Source organism: Streptomyces cadmiisoli (assembly GCF_003261055.1).
GTDB classification, from domain to species: domain Bacteria; phylum Actinomycetota; class Actinomycetes; order Streptomycetales; family Streptomycetaceae; genus Streptomyces; species Streptomyces cadmiisoli.
The window spans coordinates 8,474,864-8,495,409 of the sequence record NZ_CP030073.1 but is presented as its reverse complement, the minus strand read 5'-3'; the positions used below and the strand labels follow the sequence as shown (position 1 = coordinate 8,495,409).

Annotated in this window: 17 protein-coding genes and 1 pseudogene; 5 read left to right on the top strand and 13 right to left on the bottom strand. The window is 68.3% G+C overall.

What is annotated here, in order from left to right; genetic code table 11:
* Positions 1 to 49 precede the first annotated feature (49 nt).
* The 9 genes and pseudogenes from DN051_RS47345 to DN051_RS37330 form a co-directional block, all read right to left on the bottom strand.
* Positions 50 to 1,330, bottom strand: coding sequence for an anthranilate synthase family protein (locus DN051_RS47345; RefSeq protein ID WP_281289069.1), 1,281 nt, complete (start codon positions 1,328 to 1,330; stop codon positions 50 to 52).
* On the bottom strand, positions 1,215 to 2,108 hold the full coding sequence (locus DN051_RS47340; protein WP_281289045.1) for a chorismate-binding protein: 894 nt from the start codon (positions 2,106 to 2,108) through the stop codon (positions 1,215 to 1,217). The genes DN051_RS47345 and DN051_RS47340 overlap by 116 nt, the downstream gene beginning before the upstream one ends.
* Complete coding sequence (locus tag DN051_RS37360; protein ID WP_425471695.1) at positions 2,105 to 2,638, bottom strand: isochorismatase family protein; 534 nt, start codon at positions 2,636 to 2,638, stop codon at positions 2,105 to 2,107. Before DN051_RS37360 ends, DN051_RS47340 begins: the two co-directional genes overlap by 4 nt.
* 158 nt (positions 2,639 to 2,796) lie before the next feature.
* Positions 2,797 to 3,573 (bottom strand): SDR family oxidoreductase, encoded by a 777-nt coding sequence (locus DN051_RS37355; protein WP_112441213.1) that lies wholly within the window; start codon positions 3,571 to 3,573, stop codon positions 2,797 to 2,799.
* 653 nt (positions 3,574 to 4,226) lie between these two features.
* Positions 4,227 to 4,796, bottom strand: coding sequence for a dihydrofolate reductase family protein (locus tag DN051_RS37350; protein ID WP_112441211.1), 570 nt, complete (start codon positions 4,794 to 4,796; stop codon positions 4,227 to 4,229).
* 437 nt (positions 4,797 to 5,233) lie between these two features.
* Positions 5,234 to 5,504: pseudogene (locus DN051_RS46140) on the bottom strand (DUF5713 family protein); the annotation flags it as partial.
* A gap of 18 nt (positions 5,505 to 5,522) precedes the next feature.
* Complete coding sequence (locus DN051_RS37340) at positions 5,523 to 6,191, bottom strand: class I SAM-dependent methyltransferase (protein WP_112441209.1); 669 nt, start codon at positions 6,189 to 6,191, stop codon at positions 5,523 to 5,525.
* A 435-nt stretch (positions 6,192 to 6,626) separates the two neighbouring features.
* Positions 6,627 to 7,523, bottom strand: a complete 897-nt coding sequence (locus tag DN051_RS37335) for an RNA polymerase sigma-70 factor (protein WP_112441206.1) — start codon at positions 7,521 to 7,523, stop codon at positions 6,627 to 6,629.
* 282 nt (positions 7,524 to 7,805) lie between these two features.
* Positions 7,806 to 8,960, bottom strand: coding sequence for an NAD(P)/FAD-dependent oxidoreductase (locus tag DN051_RS37330; RefSeq protein WP_425471694.1), 1,155 nt, complete (start codon positions 8,958 to 8,960; stop codon positions 7,806 to 7,808).
* Between the two features lie 243 nt (positions 8,961 to 9,203).
* Between DN051_RS37330 and DN051_RS37325 the strand changes: the two genes are divergently transcribed.
* Positions 9,204 to 9,842 carry a TetR/AcrR family transcriptional regulator gene (locus tag DN051_RS37325; protein ID WP_112441204.1) on the top strand — a complete coding sequence of 213 codons (639 nt, stop codon included), beginning with the start codon at positions 9,204 to 9,206 and terminating at the stop codon, positions 9,840 to 9,842.
* A 660-nt stretch (positions 9,843 to 10,502) separates the two neighbouring features.
* Positions 10,503 to 12,146: an MFS transporter gene (locus DN051_RS37320; protein ID WP_112441202.1), complete on the top strand. Its 1,644-nt coding sequence runs from the start codon at positions 10,503 to 10,505 to the stop codon at positions 12,144 to 12,146.
* Positions 12,147 to 12,380: 234 nt separating this feature from the next.
* On the opposite strand, the gene DN051_RS37315 is transcribed toward DN051_RS37320, so the two are convergent.
* On the bottom strand, positions 12,381 to 13,061 hold the full coding sequence (locus tag DN051_RS37315; protein WP_112441201.1) for a type 1 periplasmic-binding domain-containing protein: 681 nt from the start codon (positions 13,059 to 13,061) through the stop codon (positions 12,381 to 12,383).
* A 170-nt stretch (positions 13,062 to 13,231) separates the two neighbouring features.
* Here DN051_RS37315 and DN051_RS37310 point away from each other — a divergent pair, with 170 nt between their 5' ends.
* From DN051_RS37310 to DN051_RS37300, 3 genes are all read left to right on the top strand, one after another.
* Positions 13,232 to 14,440, top strand: coding sequence for a HupE/UreJ family protein (locus DN051_RS37310; protein ID WP_112441198.1), 1,209 nt, complete (start codon positions 13,232 to 13,234; stop codon positions 14,438 to 14,440).
* A gap of 147 nt (positions 14,441 to 14,587) precedes the next feature.
* A complete protein-coding gene (locus DN051_RS37305; protein ID WP_112441196.1) occupies positions 14,588 to 16,558 on the top strand; it encodes a purple acid phosphatase family protein in 1,971 nt (656 codons plus the stop codon).
* A gap of 73 nt (positions 16,559 to 16,631) precedes the next feature.
* Positions 16,632 to 17,792 carry a WxL protein peptidoglycan domain-containing protein gene (locus DN051_RS37300; protein ID WP_112441194.1) on the top strand — a complete coding sequence of 387 codons (1,161 nt, stop codon included), beginning with the start codon at positions 16,632 to 16,634 and terminating at the stop codon, positions 17,790 to 17,792.
* Positions 17,793 to 17,967: 175 nt separating this feature from the next.
* Here the strand turns inward: DN051_RS37300 and DN051_RS37295 are convergent, their stop codons facing one another.
* From DN051_RS37295 to DN051_RS37285, 3 genes are read right to left on the bottom strand one after another with little or no spacing between them, the layout of a single operon-like run.
* Positions 17,968 to 18,753, bottom strand: coding sequence for an ABC transporter permease (locus DN051_RS37295; protein ID WP_112441192.1), 786 nt, complete (start codon positions 18,751 to 18,753; stop codon positions 17,968 to 17,970).
* Positions 18,750 to 19,748, bottom strand: a complete 999-nt coding sequence (locus tag DN051_RS37290; RefSeq protein WP_112441190.1) for an ATP-binding cassette domain-containing protein — start codon at positions 19,746 to 19,748, stop codon at positions 18,750 to 18,752. The genes DN051_RS37295 and DN051_RS37290 overlap by 4 nt, the downstream gene beginning before the upstream one ends.
* Before the next feature lie 14 nt (positions 19,749 to 19,762).
* Positions 19,763 to 20,437 carry a DUF4097 family beta strand repeat-containing protein gene (locus tag DN051_RS37285; RefSeq protein ID WP_112442751.1) on the bottom strand — a complete coding sequence of 225 codons (675 nt, stop codon included), beginning with the start codon at positions 20,435 to 20,437 and terminating at the stop codon, positions 19,763 to 19,765.
* Between the last annotated feature and the right edge of the window lie 109 nt (positions 20,438 to 20,546).

Sequence of the window (20,546 nt, the reverse complement as noted above, 5' to 3'; positions counted from 1 at the left end):
TGCGGTTCCCGGGGTGAGGTGTGGGGTTGGGTTTCGGTGTGTTCGCCGGTCAGGCGGCGAGTGTGATCAGCGGGGTGAGCCAGGACGTCAGGATCGCGGGGCCGTCCGCGGTGAGGACGGACTCCGGGTGGAACTGCACAGTGGCCAGCCCCGGCGCGGAGAGTGCGTGCACCTCTCCGGTGTGCGGATCGCGGTCGACCCGTACGGTGAGCCGGGTCGTGGGGCAGTCGACCCGGTCGGTGTGGCTGATCGCGGAGAAGGAGTTGTAGAAGCCCACGTCGACGCTGCGGCCGAGCAGTTCGATACGTGCGCGTCTGCCTTGGCCGGGGTGGGGACGACGGCGAAGGGGCAGCCCCAGACGGGAGGCGATCACTTGGTGGCCCAGGCATACGCCGGCCAGGGGGGTACGGGTCTCGAGGAGTGAGCGGGCCAGGTCGTGCAGACGTGTGATCTTGCGGTCCGCGGGGTCCTGCGGATCGCCCGGGCCCGGCCCCAGCATGACGATGTCGTGGTCGGCCAAGGCGGGATCCACATCGTCGTAGCGCCGCAGGGTGACGTGCATTCCCAAAGAGCGGAGCTGGAGCGCGAGCATGCCGGTGAAGTCGTCTTCCGCGTCGATCAGCAGCAGTCGGCGACCGTGCAGCGGTGTGACGGTCTCCCCCGGGCCGTCCGCCGTGCCGTCCGTCGTCCCCTGTGGTGTGCCGTGCGCGGTGCCGGTGGCGACCGGCGATGTGACGAGGGGGGTACTCGCGGGCGCGCCGGTCAGCCAGAACGGGGCGAGGAGGCGATTGCGGTCGGCGAGCGCGCGCACCACCAGTGGGTGCTTGCCGAGCGCCGGAGCGGGTGGGGGCTGCGGACTGCCGAAGGCATGGGAGACGGGTCGGTGTGGCGGGTTCGACGGGGCGGGACCGCGGAACGCCTCAAGGACGCCCCGCGCTTTGGTCCGGGTCTCGGAGGCCTCGAGTTCGGGCTGGGAGTCCCGCACGATGGTGGCGCCCACCCCGAGCCGCAACTGCCCTGCCTCGCTGACGTCCGCGGTGCGGATGAGGATCGTGGAGTCCAGCGTGGAACGGCCGTGCCGGTCCCGGCCCATGAGCGCTGCGACCCCGCTGTAGTAGCCCCGACCCGATAGCTCCCGACGCGCGATCACACGGCAGGCGTTGCGCAGCGGACTTCCGGTGACGGTGGGTGCGAACATGCTGCGCCGCAGCATCTCAGGAGCGTCCAGCGGGCAGGCACCACGCAGGTAGTACTCGGTGTGCGCGAGGTGGGTCATCTCCTTGAGCCAGGGGCCATGGACCCGTCCGCCCTGCGGGCACAAGGCGGCCATGGTCTTCAGTTCCTCGTCCAGGACCATGAACAGCTCGTCGCGTTCCTTTGTGGTCGGCCAGGAAACGCAGGACGTCGTCGGGCGCCGGGCCTTGCGGCGGATAGCGCAGGGTCCCGCTGATCGGGTTCATCACGGCCTCACCGCCGGCGAGGAGAACATGCGGTTCAGGGGAGGCACCGATCCAGCTGCGCCCGTTCAGGCCGATGGCGAAGGTCCAGTGGGCTCCGCGTTCGGCACGCAGCAGCCTGCCCAGAACCGCGAGGGCACCGGACGGGCCCCAGGCAGCGACACGGGCGTGGATCTCCCGGCGCATGACGAAGTTGGCGCCTTCACCGCGCCCGATGTCCTGCTCGATGACCGTGCGGACCAGCCGGGCGTAGGCGTCGTCGTCCAGGTCGAAGGCCAGGTCGCGCAGCGGGGCGGCGTCCTGTGGGCAGGCACCGGTGACCATGTGCAGCGGCAGCCGCGCGGCCTGCTCGATCAGCAGTACCCGCAGAGGTTCGGCGTCGTCGTGGCACGCAAATCCTCGCTCACCGATCTGACGGTAGGGCACCAGGACCAGCAGGTCGTGACTGCCTCCGTCTGCATGGGCCGGACCCTTGTGGTCGACGGGGAGTTCAGCCAGGTGTGCGCATGTGAGCACTGTCCCGGTGAGGACCTCCACCGTGTCGCCGGGGGAGTGCGCTGCGCGGTGCAGTACCGCGTAGTCCGTGAGGTCGCCGCGCAGCGCACGGGCCCACAGTGCCGGTGCGCTGCCGGTGATCTGGTCGTGGATCACCGGCCGACCTGCCCCGACCATGCGTCCAGGACGTCCTGGGTGCGTACGACGGCGGCACAGCGCTCGGCCGCGTACTGGAGGGCGAGACGGTGCCAGTCGGCGGAGAAGTCGGCGACGGCGTCGGCGACGAGGAAGGTCTGGATGTCATGGGAGAAGGCGTCGATGGCGGTGGCCAGGACGCCGATGTGCGCGTAGACCCCGCACAGGACCAGTTGGTCCCGCCCCTGCTCCCGCATCATGCGCAGCAGGTCGGTGTGGTGGAAGGCGCTGTAACGCCATTTGGTGAGCATCGTGTCCCCCTCACGCGGAGCCACTTCGGCCACCACCGCGCGGTCCGCCTCCGCCGCCCGCATACCCGGGCCCCAGAAGTCGGCGAGCAGTCCTCGCTGCTGTGGGGTCATCGACCCCGGCTGAACGGTGTATGCGACGGGAATGCCGTCGGCCGCGGCGCGCAGACGCCCCGCACGCTCGAGGAGGGTGTCCAGCGGCTGTGTGTCGGCGGGGAAGGACCGGAGGAAGAATCGCTGCATGTCATGGACGAGCAGCAGCGTCCGGTGCGGCTCCGGCCGCCAGGTTCGGGCAGGGCCCGTCGAAGGACGAACGGAATCCCACACCTGCCTGGGATCGTAGGAGCTGATCGCGGGGATTCCCGCCGACGCGACGGAACGTTCTTGCGAGAGGGAACCGGTCACAGGGATGCGCCCCCGTCCACGGTCAGGGTCTGCAGCGTGATGTGCCTGGCCCGGTCGGAGAGCAGGAACACCACCGCGTCCGCGATGTCGTCAGGCACGGCCACCCGACCCGTCGGGATGCCCGGCCGGAACTCGGCGAGAACCCCGTCGACCGAGTGCCTGCGCGCATCTTCCGCATCCGCCCACAGCCCGGTCAGCATCGGAGTGTCCGTGGAGCCGGGGGCGACCGTGTTGCAGCGCACGCCGTACCCGGCCAGCTCCAGTCCGAGGCAACGGGTGAAGGCGGTCGCAGCCGCTTTGGAAGCCGCGTACGCGGCCATGCCGGTCCGGGCCAGGTCCGATGCGTTGGAAGCTACGGTGACAATCGCGCCCCGGCCTCGCTCGGCCATGCCGGCCGCCGCGGCCTGCGACATGAGGAAGACGCCGGTCGCGTTCACCGCAAACGTGTGCTCCCACTCCGCAAGCTGGGCCTTGGCCACCGGCCCGCCGTAGAGCACCCCTGCCGCGTTGACCAGCAGTCCCACCGGTCCCACCTGGTCCTGGGCAATGTTCAGCACCTGCCGCACATCGGTCGGACGTGTCACATCGCCGCGCACCTCAACGATGCGTCCGCAACTGCTGGGCGGTGCCGGATTCACCGGTTCCCTACGGTCCACGGCGACCACATGCGCGCCCCGTACGGCGAGTTGTTTCACGATCGCAGAACCGATCGCCCCTCGCGCGCCGGTGACGACCGCGCACTGCCCCGCGAACTCGCCCAACTCGACGTCCATCACTGGCCAGTCACTCCCACAAGTCATGGCCAGGCGAAGGTATCGGCCGGGCCAAACCGTCCCGGCGTTACGCAGGGTTGACGAGTGATCACTATAGGTTGTCGTGTGGTGTGGTTGTGCCAGCCGTCCGTCCGGCGTTCAGCTCGTCGCCCTTGGTCAAGCCGTCGCGATGCCGGTGCCGTCGGAGGTGGCGGTGGGCGGGTCGCGACCGTCGACTTCACCGGGAACGGGCGCCAGAGCACTGCTGTGCCTGCGAACCGAGGTGGGCGCGCGACCGCCGACCCACACCTTGAGGGAGCTCATCGGAGTCAGGGATGCCGGCGACTTCCAGGAACGCCAGGAACGCTGCCCTTCAGCAGGAGACTTCGTTCGTGTATCCGCTCGAACAATTTCCCGATACCCCATGGAACTGGGAGACTCTGGGCCGCCGCCCGCCGCGCAGGCGTCACCACCAGCCCCGCGCCTGATCCATGTACGAAGGGCAGCGCCACTACGACTCGGCCTGGACCCGCACCGGCACCGGCAGCCGCCGCCTGCTCATCCGGTACAACCGGACCACCCGCGAACTCGCCGTCTACCGGCGCTGGTCACGCACTGCGCAACACCCGACCACGACACCGACCCGATCCACGAGAACGTCCAGGAGCCCACAGCTAGGACTGGCGCGCCACGCGGTGGCGGAGGTAGACGACTCTCGAGTTGAAGGTGCGGGTCTCGACGAGTTCGAGATCCACCCGGCGCTCGTGGCGGGGAAAGAACGGGATGCCACCACCGACCAGCACCGGATAGACCATGGCCCGGTACTCGTCGATCAGACCCGACGCGGCAGCCTCGGCGGCGAGAGTCGCACCGCCGATCGCGATGTCGCCCTCCCCCGGCTCGGCTCGCAGCCGCTCGATCTCCTCCGCCAGCCCGCCGGAGGCCAGACGGGCATGGCCCTGCACCTCCGACAAGGTGGTGGAGAACACCACCTTCGGAAGGGGTTTCCAGAGCGCGGTCCACTCGAGTTCTGATTCGTCGAGCGTTGAATCCTGGTCGGCGGTCTCCCAGTACAGCATCGTTTCGTACAGCCGTCGTCCCAACAGATGGACGCCGACATCTCTGATTTCGTCGATCCAGAAGCGAAAGACCTCGTCGCCGGGGGCCGTCCAATCGAAGCCGCCGTCCGGCCCGACGATGTAGCCGTCAAGTGAGACGCTCATCGAATAGGTCACGCTGCGCATCTGAAGTCCTCCTCGGGAACGGGTTCCACCGTATGACCGCCGGACGCCACAGAACTCATCGCGGCTCGCGGAATCCGCTCAAGTCTCCCTATTCCACGCGCCTGGCTCATCACGAGGGACGGCGATCTTTTGGAACACGGCAAGAGCCTGTCGGGGTGTTGGTCCCCGCTGACCCACCTCAAGCCATCGCGGCCGAGACCAGCACCGAGGGGGTCGAGGCTGACGATGTCCTCCAGCGCTGCGTCTTCCGGATAGCTGAACAACGGTATGACGTCAGTGAAGTCGCTCATCAGTGATCTCTTCTGCGTTGAAGGCCTGGGTCAGGAGCGCGCGGTCGCAACGCGATACGACAAGATCGCCGTCCGCTACGGCGCGACCGTACTGATCGCAGCCTTCAATGAACGGCTCCAACCGGCAGGTGGCCTTCCGGCTCTGGCTCACCAGTCCCGGCCGGCGATCAGCACCTCTGTATCAGCGTCCGTGAAACCGTATGCCGACGCCACAAACCAGAAGTCCTCAGCAATGCACTCACGCGCAGCCGTCTCGATCTCGCTCCCGGCTGCGTCGAACTCCGCTTCCAGAAGGTTGAACTCCTCCGTCGCGGCCTGGGTGAGCGTATACAGAGCCTCCAGCTCCGAAGGATACTCAGCCTCAATCCGCTCGCACAGCCGCCCTGCCCCGGTCGACGAGGTGGTCGGGGAAGTACGAGTTGTCGGCGCCCGGTCCTCAGTCGGGGCGCTTGGCCATGACGACCAGACCCGGCCCGGTCTGCTCATCTGCAGGCAACCGAAGTTCGGCGACCGGGTGCAGGCCGGCCTGCTCGATCAGGTCCACGAGTTGTTCCGGCCGCCATTTGTGTGTCGTCCACCGCACGGGTACTCCCCCATAAGCCTCGGTGCGCACGGCGTCTTCGTCTCCGACGTGTGTTGCGGTGATGAAGTGGCCGCCTGGCTTCAGCGCTCGCGCGAACAGGGCGAGAACCTGAGGAAGTACGTCTCGGGGGAGGTTGAACAGTGACCACCACCCAAGCACTCCGCCGAGGGACGCTTCACGGAGGTCGAGGTCGGTGGCAGAGGCGACGCTGAAGCGGCATTGGGGATGGAGACGGCGCGCGTTCTCGATCATGCGGGGGGAGAGATCCACTCCGGAGACGTCGAGTCCGCGTTCGGCGAGGTAGGCGGTTACCGTTCCGGGTCCGCAGCCGACGTCGAGAACAGGGCCGAGCCCGCTCACGGTGTCAGCGAACGCGTCGATCGATGCCTTGAGCCATGGATGGGTGCGGATGTCGCCGAATCCCGTCGTCACGACCATGTGGACGTAGTTGTCGGCCACCCGGTCATAGGAGTCACGGACCACGTCGAGATCGGCTGGGCGGTCAATGTGGTGTGCGCGCATGGGCCAACAGTAGGACTGTGCGCTGGCTTTGGGATTGGTTTAGCGGGTACGCCAAGCCGTTGGTCATGGCCCGGCTGGACCGTCGAGTACTCGTGTCGGGCCTTGGGTTACGACTGCGCATGTGGGTGCCAGTACCCCGCCCCAGGCCCAGCCGGGACAGCAGCGTCACGATGAGCAGCTCGCCCCGCCTGCCCGGTGCCCTCGGACCTGAACAGAACCCGACCCTGCGGTGGCCTGGTCGCGGAGTATGCGGCTCAGCGTGCTCTGCGCACAGTCCGCCGGCAGTCCGCTGACCAACTGACGCTGTGCGAACGCAGCGCGATGGAGCTGCGGGCCACGGCCTGGCCGTGGCCCGTACCGGTCGGCTCGGTGGACATGCGGCGGGATCCTGCCTGCCGAAGCTGCGACGCCGTACCGTGCAGTCGACCGACTGAATCAGCGGGAGGTGAGGGGCGTTTCGGACTCGACGCGGGTGAGCTTTTCGGGGTTGCGGACGTAGTAGAGGCCCGTGACCCGGTTGTTCTCCACGCGGAAGGCGAGCACGCCGTCGATCTCGCCGTTCAGGCGCAGGATGAGCCCGGGGTTGCCGTTGACCGTCGTGGTTTCGCTGTCCAGGATGCCGCCCGCCTTGTCGACACTGCCGGCCATGTAGCGGAGTACCTTTTCGGCACCGATGACCGGCCGCAGGGCCGCGAGCTTGAGACCTCCGCCGTCGCTGACGAAGACAACGTCCGGGGCGAGCACGTCGAGCAGTCCCTGCAGGTCCCCGGTCTCGAGCGCACGCTGGAACGACGTGAGGGCGGCCCGGGCTTCTTCCGGGGAAGCCGGTGTGCGCGGCCTGCGGGCATCGACATGTTGACGGGCACGGTGGGCGATCTGGCGCGCGGCGGCAGGGCTCTTGTCGATCGCTTCGGCGATGTCGTCGTAGCCGATGTCGAATACCTCGCGCAGTACGAAGACGGCGCGTTCGGTGGGCGAGAGAGTCTCGAGGATGAACATGAGCGCCAGCGAGAGGTTCTCGGAGAGTTCGACGTCCTCGGCCACGTCGGGCGCGGTGAGCAGGGGCTCGGGCAGCCAGGGGCCGACGTAGGCCTCCTTGCGCCGTTTGAGGGTACGCAGCCGGTTGAGTGCTTGCCGGGTCGTGATCCGTACGAGATAGGCGCGCTGGTCCCGTACCTCCGCCAGGTCGACCTTGACCCACCGCAGCCAGGTCTCCTGGAGGACGTCCTCGGCGTCCGCGGCCGATCCGAGCATCTCGTAGGCGACGGTGAACAGCAGGTCGCGGTGGGCGACGAAAGCCTCCGTCGCCGGGTCGGTGGCGTGGTCGTTCATGTCGTGCGCTTCACTCTCTCGTGGTCGGCCCCGCAGGCCGCAAGTGGGCTATGAAACGTGTACCCGGTCCGATGACGGGGTCTTCGGTAGCCTCCCCGCTGATCGGGCCACCTGGGGTGGGAGGGCTGGTGGGCATCGGCGCCCCGGCCACGGCTTACGGGCCGCGGCCTCCTGCCCCCGTGACTCCGGCCCGGTTCTTCTTCGCCGGGCCGGCCGGTCCGGCCGAACAGGGGTCTTGGCGGCTGTGCCGCGCCTCGGGTGCCGGAGCGCGGCGTGCGGCCTTCAGGCCGAGGTGTTTTCCAGGTGCGTGGTGCTGCCACCGCGGGAACTGGCCTTGCGTGCCCCGGACAACAGCTTGTTGAGGGTGAACCGGCAGGCGATCTCCTTGACGCCGGCCCCCGTCCGTCCGTTGATGTAGAGGGCGTTCACCTTGTCGTTCGGGTAGGAGAACTGGGTGACGCCCTCGTTTCGCCCGAGGCTGAGGCACTGGCCGGCGAAGAACATCCGGACGGGTCCGGGCTTCTTCCCCGCGATCCGGCGCAGGATCGTGGCGGCTGCCGCCGGGCCCAGCTGCACGGCGGCCTGGCAGCTCATGCGGAACGGCACATCAGTCATGACGGCCGCGTCGCCGGCGGCGACGATCCGTTCGTCGTCCACACTGGTCAGGGTCGCGTCGGTGATCAGGCGGCCTTCGGTGTCGGTGCGCAGCCCGCTGCGGGTGGCGAGGTCCGGGACGCGGAATCCCGCGGTCCAGATCGTCACCGCGCTGGGCAGCTCACGGCCGTCGTCGAGGTGTACGGCGTCGCGCGTCACTTCCGTCACCAGCGCACCGGGACCTTGGAGGATGGTCACGCCCAGCTTGGCGAGCCGTCGGGCGACCGGGCGGCGGCCTCGGGGGTGCAGGGAGGGGCCGAGGACATCCCCACAGACCAGGGTGACCTTGCGGCCGGCTTCAGCCAGCTCGGCGGCGGTCTCCAGGCCGGTCGGGCCGGCCCCGACCACGGTCACCGGATCCGACGCGGGCGTCGCGGTCAGCGCCGACTTCAGTCGTTCCGCCCCTTCGAGGTCGGACACCCAGTGAGCGAACTCCGCCGCTCCGGGGACGTCGGGGTCGGAGGCGCCGCTGCCCACCGCGTAGACGAGGTAGTCGTACGAGACGGTGCTCCCGCCCGCGAGCGAGACCTTGCGATCGGCAGCGTCGATCCGGGTCACGGTGTCGACCAGCACACGCACATTCCGGCCCAGCACCTCGCCGAAGCCCACGGTGGCGTCATCGGAGCCGGTCAAGAGCTGGTGCAAGCGGATCCGCTCGACGAACTCGGGACGCGGGTTGACCACGGTCACGGACACGCCGTCGCGTTGCGCCAGGCTGTTGGCCGCCGTCACGCCCCCGTACCCGCCGCCGACCACGACCACCTCGACGTTTGCGTTCATCATGTCTCCCTCGCGTTTTGGATACGGCCTTCAGACACCAGCCGCACCTCCGGTGTGACAGCCCACGGATGAGACGTAGCCCACATGGACGTGCAGAACAGAAGTTCTCCGAGTAAGGCGTCGGCGCGGCCCTGGCTTCGGGGGGTATGGAACAGGTTGCAGGAGTGGCCTGGTCAGCCGTGGCAGGATGGGGGCGCCGTAAGTTGCGTGCCGTTGGCCGCATTGAGTCCGCAAGGTGGTGTCGTCGTGGTGGAGCCCAAGGGCCGTGAGCCGGTCCGGCGTAACGCGCGCTCCAACCGGGCGCGCATCCTGGCGACCGCCAGGCAGGAGCTCGGCCGCAACCCCGAGGTCACGCTGGAGGAGATCGCGCGGGCCGCGGGTGTGGTGCGCCGCACCCTGTTCGGGCACTTTCCGGGGCGCGCGGCGCTGGTCGAGGCACTCACGGAGGAGGCGTCACAGGCGCTGTGGAGCGCCGTGTCCGGGCAGTCCGAGCCGGCGGAGACACCCGCCCACGAGTTGGCGCGATTCGTCCTGTCGATATGGCCCGTGGGTGATCGCTACCGGCTGCTGTTGGCGCTCATCCATCAGGACCTCGGTGCTCAGCGGGTGTCGGAGGTGCTGGCGCCGGCCCGCGATGAGGCCGCGGCCATCCTGGACCGAGGACAGCGTGACGGCGTGTTCCACTCTCACCTGCCGTCGGCTGTACTCAGTGCCGGACTGGAAGCGCTGATGATCTCCCTGCTCGAGTGCGTCAATGTGGGGATGTGGGAGGACGACGGCACCGGGGCCGCTGTTGCCGCGCTGGTCACGGCCGGCGTACCGACCGAACGGGCCCGCCAGGTGGTCGAGGCGGTCACCGTGGACGCCAAGGACGAGGCCGGCTGACGGAACAGGCGGCGTGACCGGCGGTTCCTCACGAGGTTGAGGCCGCCACGTGCGGCGGCCCACGGAGGTCGCCCCGCCCCCGCGATTTCCGCGCCGCCAGTGGGACCGGCACCTCTACAGCGGACCTGAGCGCGTTCGACCAAGGGCTGCTTCGCAGCACGGCAGCATGCCGTAGCGCTCACCAATAGGCCACAGGCCGCGTGCCCGGAACGACACCACCCCCGCATCGGCGCAAGAACTGCGTGTTGGACCACCCCTTGCGGCAGCACGCGCAGGTATCCCACGCAAGCACCTCAATGATCACGAGCCTGCCGCCGACCTGCCCATATGAGGGACGAAGGGCAGCCACGGCGGCCGGGAGTCCGGGCGATGCGGCCTTGCTGTGCGTGCGCGTCTCGCTGTCGTCCCCTTCAGGCCACCGGTCTCATCAGGCGCGGCCGGCAGAGCCGGGCGGCTCTGGCCCGTCACCCACAAGCGACCTTCGTTCGACCCACGCCTCCATTACATGCCCACTGATGGGCAAGTACTACTTGCACACGGGCGGGCAATGAGGCTAACGTTGCACACGGATGAGCAAGTAACTGTCTCGCCCACCCGGGGCCGCGCTCCACACCCGTACCCGCGAAGCCCGAAGCCGTTCCTCCACCTCAGGAGCCTTGGATGCCACTCGTCGTCACCACACCGGTCGAGAAAATGACCGGGTCGTACTCACGACGCTGGTTCGCGCTGATCGTGCTGTGCCTGAGCCTGCTGATCGTCGTCATGGCCAACACGTCCCTGATCGTCGCCATCCCGGACATGACCAAGGACCTGCAACTCAGCAGCAGCGACCTGCAATGGGTCATCGACGCCTACACGGTCCCCTTCGCCGCACTGATGCTCGTACTCGGCTCCATCGGCGACAAATACAGCCGCCGCGGCGCCCTCATCACCGGCCTGCTGCTCTTCATGGCCGGCTCCGTCATGGGAAGCCAGGTCGACGAGACCAACCTCGTCATCACCGCACGAGCCATGATGGGCATCGGCGCCGCCGTCGTCATGCCCGCCACCCTCTCCCTGCTCGTGGCCATCTTCCCCAAGCACGAACGAGCACGCGCCATCACCGCATGGACCGCCACCTCAGGACTCGGCGTCGCCGTCGGCCCCCTCCTCGCCGGCTGGCTCCTCCAGGACCACGGCTGGGGCTCCACCTTCCTCATCAACGTCCCCATCGCCCTCACCGGCGTCATCGGCGCCCTGATGCTGGTGCCCCCGTCCAAGGCCGTGGGCATGGGCCGCATCGACTACATCGGCGGCCTGCTCTCCATCGCCTCACTCGGCTCCCTCGTCTACGCCATCATCGAAGGCCCCCACCGCGGCTGGAGCGCCGGCCCCGTCATCGCCGGATCCGTCATCGCAGCAACCGGCCTGATCACCTTCGTCCTGTGGGAACTGAAGCACCCCCACCCCATGCTCAACGTCCGCAAGTTCCGCACACGCGCCTTCAGCGGCTCCACCATCGCCGTGGCACTCCTCTTCTTCGGCACCTTCGGCTCGATCTACTACACCACCCAGTTCCTGCAGTTCGTCCTCGACTACGACGCACTCGAGACCGGCATACGCCTCCTCCCCATGGCCGGCGCCGTCTTCGTCGGCTCCGCAGCCACCGGCTGGCTCACCCCCAAGCTGGGCATGAAGACCACAGTCGCCTTCGGCATCCTCGTCGCCTCCGCGAGCGTCCTGCTCCTGATCCAGGTCGACAAGGACACCACCTACCCCATGTTCGCCGCCTCCCTGATCCTCATCGGCCTCGCCATCGGCCTCAGCGTCGCCCCCGCCACCGACACCATCATGGGCTCCTTCCCCGAATCCGAACTCGGCGTCGGCGGCGGCGTCAACGACACCTCGATCGAACTCGGCGGCGCACTCGGCATCGCCGTCCTCGGCTCACTCCTGGGCACCCAGTACCGCGACAAGCTCGGCGACCTCGTCGGCGGCCGCCTCCCCGCCGACGCCCTGGACATCGCCGAACAGTCGGTGGGCGCCGGCCTCGCAGTCGCCGAGCAAGCCGCCAAGATCCCCGCGATCGGCCCCCAGCAGGCACAAGCCCTCGTCGACGCCGTACACGAATCCTTCGCCCACAGCGTCGCCCAGACCAGCCTCGTCGGCGGCATCATCATGGCCGGCGGCGCCATGGTCGTCCTCGCCCTCCTCCCCCGCCGCAAGAGCACTGGAAAGCACAGCGCGGCAAAGACGAGGAGCGATCAGCAGGACTCCCCGACAGCTCTGAACCCCCGCACACCGCAGGAAGTGTCTGCACCGTAAGACCGATGGGACTGCTGCACCGTAAGAACAATGGAGCAGGCACCGCCGGGCCGGGACGTTGAACACGTCCCGGCCCGGCGGTGCCTGCTCCTGTGGACGGGCCAGGGCGCGCCCGCTCCCCTTCGTTCTCGACAAGGTGAGAGCGGAACCGCGGGCACGGCTCGGGCAAACCACGGCGCTACATCGTCGGCGTCTTCCGGCCCGTACTCGCTGGAATCAGTCAGCCCTCAGCGCTCAGTGCTCGTCCAGCCAGAGCACGATTCCCGTCACGCCGGTCAGTACAGCCGCCACCCCGGCTCGGACGGCCGCGGCGCAGCGGGCGGCGGTGAAGGAGGCGGGGTCGTACGTCGAGGACATGCCCAGGCCCTCGCCACGGAACGACGCACCGGACCAGTCGACGGCGGTGACGTTCTCGGTGGGCTCGGCCAGCTCCGCGCCCACCACGAGGAACTGCTGTGAGAGGTGACTCGGGGTCACCGCCGCGAGTGCGTCGATCAGGTCGTTGCCCGCGCCGACGATGAGGTCGGGCCTCATGTCCAGTGCCTCGGTGATGCTCGGCACGGCCTCGGACGGGTGCTCGGCAATCACTTCTCGGAGGTCGACGTCCTCGTCTTCCGCCCATTGCCGGACCGCGGCCACGAGGTTCTTGGCCGGGCGGTCCTCCCCCGAGGCGACCAGGACGACCCGGTAGCCCTTCGACGGGTGGAGGTCGGACCACGAGCCGGGGCGCGGAGTGGCGGTCGATTCGGGCGCCGGCGGATCGGCAGGGTCGACGAAGCCCGGTCCCGCGGTGCCGACGGCAAAAGGCCGGGGGTGCGGGCGGGACCAGTCGTCACCGGAGCCGCAAGCGGCGAGGGGTACGGCAAGGGCGGCAGCCGCGGCCAGCGCCGCGACCGACCGAAGCGAGGAGCGCAAAGTGATCGTTCTCCGGGTGGTGAGTGGTGCGCTCTCATCTCACCTCTTGCTCCGCCTCGGATCCACCCGAGAGGCGGCGTAGGCACACTTGTTTGCCCAGGGTTCTTCGATGTGCCGGTTCGGGTTCAGCAGGGACATGCACGGTGCAGTGGCAAACCTGAAGGAGCCACATGTCACAGCACGTCCGCCGCTTCCTGGTCGGAATCATCGCGGTGGTGATTGCCTCCCTGAGCGTCTGGCAGCAACCCGCCTCCGCGCACGGCTTTTCCTCGACCGTATACGCCCAAGTCTCCACGTCCGGCGGGGGGCACCTGCGGACCTCTCTGGAACTCGAGTACGACCTGTACGTCGTATCCGCCGCCGACTCCCAACACGACGACTCCCTCTTCCGCGCGGGAACCGCCGCCTTCGAGTCCGGTGACGCCCGTGACCAGGCTGCGGCCCTGAACACACATGCTCGTTCCGCCGTCGCCTATGTCACCGAGCGCTTCTCCGTCACCGCTGGGGGCAAGCCCTGCACACCGTCGCAGGCCGACCGCTTCACGATGGACCGGCGCGAGGGTGTGCCGTACGCCCGGCTGCGACTTGACTGGTCCTGCCCCGGCGGCGGCGATCAGGCGCTGCGCAGCGGACTGTTCTCGGATGCGGAGGGCTACGTCAAGGGCGTCAAGACCATCGTCACGTACGAGGCCGAAGGTCGCTCGGGCAGCGCTGCGCTCGACGCCGCACACCCGTCCTTCTCCCTGGGACAGACCTGGTACGAGCGCTTCTGGGAGTTCTTCCGGCTGGGCGCCGAGCACCTGCTGACCGGGGTCGATCACATCCTGTTCCTGCTTGCTCTGATCGCCGGTTCGCGCCGACCGCGGGAGATCGTGCTGGCGGCGACGAGCTTCACTGCCGCGCACTCCGTGACGTTCATGCTGGCCGCACTCGGCGTCGTGGACGTGCCCTCGCGCGTGGTCGAGCCGGTCATCGCCCTGTCGATCGCCGTGGTCGCCGGCTGGTACCTGTGGCGACTGTGGCGGCACGGCGGCCGTGCCACGGACCTGGAAACGAGGGAGCACGGTCACCTCGGCCTGGACCGGGCCGGTTGGTCGCGCCTGGGTGTCGTGTTCTGCTTCGGTCTCGTGCACGGTCTGGGCTTCGCGGGCGCGCTGGGCATCGACGCGGCATGGTCCTGGACGTTGCTGTGGTCGCTGCTGGTGTTCAACGTCGGGATCGAGGTGGTGCAGTTGGTCGTCATCGCCGTCGTGTTCCCGGTGCTGTTCCTGCTGCGCCGCCGCTCACTCAGGGCGGGTCTGTGGGCCACGGGCCTGATATCCGCAGGCGTTGCGGTCATGGGACTGCTGTGGTTCGTGCAACGCGTGTCCGGATTTTGAGACCTTGAGACAGTCTTTACCGTCCTTGTACAGGTTTCAACCAAGCAGCGGTTTCTCATTCACCAGACCAACACCTTGCCGCGTGAGCGTGCAGTTCTCCAATTCATGCACGTTCATGCGTGCACAACGGAACAGAGAACGAAACTCATGAGATCGAGCACTTCCCCGCAGGCCCCTGGGCCTGTGCGGCGCCACATGGCCACCGGGGCCACTGCGGCGTTTCTGGGGTTGACCGTCGTGCTGGGCAGCGGCATGGCCATACCGGCCGGCGCCGCCGAGTCCACGACGCTCAGCGGCGTGATACTCGGCGTGGGCGCCAACGAGTCGCAGCGCACCGTGACCTGGTACTCCTCGGCCGACACGGCGCAGGTCATCCAGGTCGCCCCGACCGCGCAGCTGGTGGGGGACACGTTCCCCGCCGGTGCGGCCACCTTCGACGCCATGGGCGCGGCGAACATCGCGAGCAGCGGCGGCTACAACCGCCACGCGACGATCACCGGCCTCAAAGAGCACACCCAGTACTCCTACCGCGTGGGCAGCGAAGGCAGCTGGTCCGCCACCTACTCCTTCAAGACGCAGGACTTCGAGGGCGACTACGACTTCCTGTTCTTCGGCGACCCTCAGATCGGCTCCTCCGGCGACACGCTGAAGGACCAGGCCGGCTGGCAGGACACGCTGAACGTCGCCACCGCGGCCAACCCGGACAGCGAGCTCCTGGTGTCCGGCGGCGACCACGTCGAGAGCGCGAACAACGAGTCGCAGTGGAACTCGTTCCTCGCGCCCGACCCGCTGCGGCGTTTCCCGGTCGTCGCCACCATCGGAAACCACGACGTCGGTGGCAAGGCCTACGAGCAGCACCACTTCACCCCCAACACCGACCGCTCTCCCCTGTACTACAAGGACGGAGCGACCGCTACCACGTCCGGCGGTGACTACTGGTTCATCTACAAGGACACGCTGTTCATCGACATCAACAGCAACAGCTACGACGAGGCCAAAGGCGGCGGTGACGCGGCGCACGTCAACTACGTCACCGACGTCATCAACAAGCACGGCAGCGAAGCGAAGTGGAAGGTCCTCGTCTACCACCACGCGATCTACTCGCCGGCCTCGCACGCCAAGGACGGCGACAACAAGAAGCGGCGGGTCGACTTCCCGACCACCTTCTCCAAGCTCGGCGTCGACCTGGTGCTGCAGGGCCACGACCACAGCTACTCCCGCAGCTACATGATCAAGAACGGCGAAAAGGCCGATCCGAACGAGCAGCCGGATGCCGCTGACGTCTACCCCGGCCCCGGTGGCGTCCTGTACGTGACCGCCAACTCGGCCTCGGGCTCGAAGTACTACGACATCACCAAGCCGGACAGCAGCGGCACCAGCGGCGCCGGCAACGGCGCCGACCCGCTGAACCCGGACAACTACTGGTACAACTCCGTCCAGAACCAGGAGCACGTGCGTACCTACGCCAAGGTGCAGGTACGCAACGACAGGCTCGTGGTCCAGAACGTCCGCAGCGGCACCTGCGCGGCCCCGAACGCGGCCGTCGAAAAGGGCGCCTGGTGCAACAACACCTCGGCCGACCAGCCCGTCGGCTCCGTCGTCGACAAGGTGACGGTGCACCCGTTCCACGGCGACAAGCAGGATCTCCAGGTCAACGTCCCCAACCCGGCTCCCGGTGAGTTCGGCTGGACCATCGACGGCTACAACGGCCTGGTGGACCTCGGCACCGCCAAGGAGCAGGGCGGCGACCACTTCGAGGCGAACGGAAAGATCAACCCCATCGTCGTCTCGGACAGCCGCCGGTCGCTCGCCCCGTGGTCGATCTCGGCCAACGTGAGCGACTTCCGCGACGCCGACAACACCTTCCCCGGCTCGTACCTCGGTTGGACTCCGTACGTCCTCGACGGCGGTGCCGGCGCCACGGGCAACGACCCGGTGGCCTCCGGCTACGTCGACCACGGCCAGGGCCTGGCCGTCTCGCGCGGTCTCGGCTTCGCCGAGCAGGGCCACCCGCGCGGCAACGCCAAGCTCGGCGCCGACCTGGATCTGAAGATCCCGGACAGCGTCGAGAAGGGCGGCTACCGCGCCACTCTCACGATCACTGCCCTGAGCAGCTGACCGGAACCGATTGACGGCGGGTCAGGCACCGTCGGGTGCCTGACCCGCCCCCCTGCTCCAGGAGATCCTCGACATGCGTTCGTCCACGACGCGCCGCACACCCGCCCCCGTCACCGTTCTCACCCGGACCGCCGCCCTCGTACTGCTCGCGGCCCTCGCCCTCGTGGGCCTCCAAGCGGGTCCCGCCCTGGCCGCCGACGGCGACGTCACCTGGACGGTGAGGACAGCCGCGAACGACTACGGCGACGACCGATCCAGCTACAGCTACACCGTGAACCCCGGCGGACAGGTCGAGGACGCCATGGTCGTGGCCAACCGCAGCAAGTCCCCGCTGCGGCTCGCGCTCTACGCGGCCGACGGCTACACCACCGACACGGGACAGCTCGACCTGGTCACCAAGGACAAGAAGTCCGTGGCGATCGGTGCCTGGGTGCATGCCGACCGCGACAGCGTGGTCATCAAGCCCGGCAAGTCTGCCAAGATCCCGTTCACCCTCACAGTGCCGGACAACACCACACCCGGTGACTACGTGGGCGGCATCCTGACCTCCCTCAAGCAGTCCGACGACGCCCAGGGCATCAATGTGGACCGCCGACTTGGCATCCGGGTCAAACTGCGGGTCAGCGGCGAACTCGACCCGAAGCTCGCCATCGAGGACCTTCACGTCGACTACTCAGGCACCACCAACCCCTTCGCGACGGGCGACGCCACCGTGTCGTACACGATCCACAACACCGGCAACGCCCTGCTGTCGGCCCGGCAGTCGGTGTCCGTGGCAGGACCGTTCGGATGGTTCCGCACCCAGGCGGGCGACATCCCGGCGCCGCCGGAACTGCTCCCCGGGGAGCGCTGGAAGGTGAAGGTTCCCGTGCAGGGCGTGACACCCGTGGTCGGCCTGACCGCCACCGCCCATCTCGTCCCACTGCTCACCGACGCGTCGGGTTCCACCACTTCCCTGGATCCGGTCGAGGCCGGCGCGCACGGCTGGGCGGTCCCCTGGATCCTGCTGGTGATCGCACTTTTCGTGATCGGCGCCGTCGTCGCCACCGTCGTCCTCGCCCGCCGCAATCGAAAGCGCGGGAAGCAGCGCGAGGACGCCCGCGTGCGCGAAGCCGTCGCTGAGGCCCTGCGCCAGGAGAAGGCTCACAAGGCGGAGGCACAGGCACCGGCAGCGGCACCCGCATCGGCTCGATCGACGGCGCAGGCGGCGTCACCGGCACAGACGACGGAGTGACCAGCCGGGACGAATGCCCGGACGGGCCGAAGGTGTTCTCGGTCGTGGATGTGTGCCGCTCGGGCCCGGCGGGCGACCGTTGACGCAGATGGGGCGGCGTCCACCGACAGGGTGTCGGTGGACGCCGCCCGGGGGCCGGCAGGGTTGCGGGAGGCGGCCCGCGCCGTCATGGCAGCTATTTCGGGTCGCGGTCGAAGACCGCCTTCGACCAGACGTATCCGAGTGCGGTGAGAGCCAGGCACCAGACGATCGCGAGCCATCCGTTGTGGCCGATCTCGGTGCCCAGCAGCAGCCCGCGCAGGGTTTCGATGGCCGGCGTGAACGGCTGGTACTCGGCGATCGGCTGGAACCAGCCCGGCATGGTGTCGACCGGGACGAAGGCACTGGAGATGAGGGGCAGGAGGATCAGCGGCATGGCGTTGTTGCTGGCGGCTTCGGCGTTGGGGCTGGCCATGCCCATCCCGACCGCGATCCACGTGAATGCCAGCGCGACCAGTGCGAGCAGTCCGAAGGCCGCAAGCCATTCCAGGGCGGTCGCGTCGGTGGAGCGGAAGCCGATACCCGCACCGACGGCGCCGACGAGGACCACGCTGACGATGGACTGCAGCACGCTGCCGACAACGTGCCCGAAGAGCACCGAACCACGGTGGATCGCCATCGTACGGAAACGGGCGATGATGCCCTCGGTCATGTCATTGGAGACGGACACCGCGGTGCCGATCGTCGTGGAGCCGATGGTCATCAGCAGAAGGCCCGGGACGATATAGGCAATGTAGGCGGAGCGGTCTCCGCCGCCGATACCCGCGCTCATGGTGTCGCCGAAGATGTAGACGAAGAGCAGCAACAGCATGATCGGTGTGAGCAGCAAGTTCAGGGTGAGGGAAGGGTAGCGCCGGGCGTGCAGGAGATTGCGGCGCAGCATGGTCGCCGAGTCGCGTACGGCGAGGGTCGGAGAACTCATCGGACAGCATCCTTCGGCTGGTTCGGCTGGTTCGGCTGGTTCGGCTGGTTCGGCTGGTTCGGGATGGTGGCGCCGCCGGTCAGGGCGATGAACACGTCGTCGAGGTCAGGCGTGTGCACGGTCAGCTCATCGGCCTCGATGCCGGCCGCGTCGAGTCGGTCGAGGACGGCGCGCAGTTCGCGCTGACTGCCGCCGCTGGGGATCTGCAGCGACAGTGCGTCGTCGTCCGGGGTGGCTTCGTTCAGTGCCGAGACGGCGCCCTGATACGCGGTCGGTTCGGTGAAGCGAAGGCGGACGTGTCCACCGGGGACGATCCTCTTCAGCTCCTCGGCAGTGCCTTCGGCAACGATCTTGCCGTCGTTGAGCACGGCGATCCGGTCGGCGAGTTCGTCGGCCTCTTGGAGGTACTGGGTGGTGAGGAAGACGGTGACGCCGTCGGTGACGAGTTCGCGGACGATCTGCCACATGTTGTGACGGGACCGGGGGTCGAGGCCGGTGGTCGGCTCGTCGAGGAAGATGATCCGCGGGCTGCCGACCAGCGTCATGGCGATGTCCAGGCGCCGCTTCATGCCGCCCGAGTAGCTGTGGGCGGGTTTCTTCGCGGCGTCCGTGAGGTCGAAGCGCTCCAGCAGTTCGGCGGCGGCCCGCCGCCCCTCCGCCTTCGGCAGGTGGTGCAGGTCCGCCATGAGGAGCATGTTCTCCTCGCCGGTGATCAGACCGTCGACAGCGGAGAACTGCCCGGTCACACCGATCGCGGCACGCACCTCGTGCGGAGATGCGGCGAGGTCGTGGCCGCCGACGCGGATCTCGCCACTTGCCGGGGCGGGCGAGATGAGGGTGGAGAGGATCTTGACGGCGGTGGTCTTGCCGGCGCCGTTCGGGCCGAGCAGGGAGAAGACGGTTCCTTCCGCGACCGTCAGGTCGACGCCGTCGAGGACCGTCTTGTCGCCGTAGGACTTGCGCAGCCCGTTCGCGGTGATGGCCGGGTCGGTCATGATGGAGAGCTCCTTCAGAGGCTGCGGGCGGTGATGTCACCGTGGGCGGTGGTGGCATGGATGTTCAGGTCGGCGTCGGCGCCGTCGGTGTTCTTCAGCGCGTTGTGGACCCGGCCGTAGGAGGTGCCGGCGTCCAGGGAGGCGGAAACGCCGTGGGCGGCGCCGACGAAGATCTGGCCCTGATGGGTGTGCAGTGTGACCGTGCCGCGCACTGCCTCGTCGATACGGATGTCGCCCTGTTGCGTGCTGATTTCCGCCGGGCCGCCCAGGCGGCCCACGGAAACGTCTCCGGCCAGGACGGCCAGGCGGGCGCCTGCGGCCTCGTCCAGCTTGACGTGGCCGTGGGCGCCGTCGATGGCGACGTCGCCGAGCCGTCCGACTCCCCGGAACTCCGCGCCGGCCGACTTCGCCTCGATGCTGGAGCCCGCGGGCAGTTGGACGGTCACCTCGACCGACCCGGACGCGCCGAGGATCCGGTTCTTCGTCTCCGCCGTTGCCGTGATCCGGAGGATGCCGTCGGCGTATTCGACGGTGGTCTGCTCCGCCAGCTTCACGTCCCGGCCCTTGGAAGGGGCCGTGGGCCGGACCTCGACCGTGGTGTCGGCGCGGTCGGCGGCGATGACCTGGACCCGTCCGGCCTGGATGTCGACGACGGCGGAGATGGGGGCGGCGGTGTCGAACTTCTGCATCATGCTCTCCTGTGACTCGCTGTTTCCGATGCAGGAAAAGCTACGTTGCATTCATAGATCTGGCAACGCTCTTGTTGCTCAAGTTCCCTTTTATTGCAGGTAGATGGCC

Bases quoted from the DNA above. Each gene is read 5' to 3' on its own strand.
- DN051_RS37360 (WP_425471695.1), bottom strand. From the start codon at position 2,638: ATGCAGCGATTCTTCCTCCGGTCCTTCCCCGCCGACACACAGCCGCTG.
- DN051_RS37295 (WP_112441192.1), bottom strand. From the start codon at position 18,753: ATGAGTTCTCCGACCCTCGCCGTACGCGACTCGGCGACCATGCTGCGC.
- DN051_RS37335 (WP_112441206.1), bottom strand. From the start codon at position 7,523: ATGAACGACCACGCCACCGACCCGGCGACGGAGGCTTTCGTCGCCCAC.
- DN051_RS37355 (WP_112441213.1), bottom strand. From the start codon at position 3,573: ATGGACGTCGAGTTGGGCGAGTTCGCGGGGCAGTGCGCGGTCGTCACC.
- DN051_RS37305 (WP_112441196.1), top strand. From the start codon at position 14,588: ATGAGATCGAGCACTTCCCCGCAGGCCCCTGGGCCTGTGCGGCGCCAC.
- DN051_RS37330 (WP_425471694.1), bottom strand. From the start codon at position 8,960: ATGATGAACGCAAACGTCGAGGTGGTCGTGGTCGGCGGCGGGTACGGG.
- DN051_RS37300 (WP_112441194.1), top strand. From the start codon at position 16,632: ATGCGTTCGTCCACGACGCGCCGCACACCCGCCCCCGTCACCGTTCTC.
- DN051_RS47345 (WP_281289069.1), bottom strand. From the start codon at position 1,330: ATGGCCGCCTTGTGCCCGCAGGGCGGACGGGTCCATGGCCCCTGGCTC.
- DN051_RS37320 (WP_112441202.1), top strand. From the start codon at position 10,503: ATGCCACTCGTCGTCACCACACCGGTCGAGAAAATGACCGGGTCGTAC.
- DN051_RS37310 (WP_112441198.1), top strand. From the start codon at position 13,232: ATGTCACAGCACGTCCGCCGCTTCCTGGTCGGAATCATCGCGGTGGTG.
- DN051_RS37350 (WP_112441211.1), bottom strand. From the start codon at position 4,796: ATGCGCAGCGTGACCTATTCGATGAGCGTCTCACTTGACGGCTACATC.
- DN051_RS37340 (WP_112441209.1), bottom strand. From the start codon at position 6,191: ATGCGCGCACACCACATTGACCGCCCAGCCGATCTCGACGTGGTCCGT.
- DN051_RS37285 (WP_112442751.1), bottom strand. From the start codon at position 20,437: ATGCAGAAGTTCGACACCGCCGCCCCCATCTCCGCCGTCGTCGACATC.
- DN051_RS37290 (WP_112441190.1), bottom strand. From the start codon at position 19,748: ATGACCGACCCGGCCATCACCGCGAACGGGCTGCGCAAGTCCTACGGC.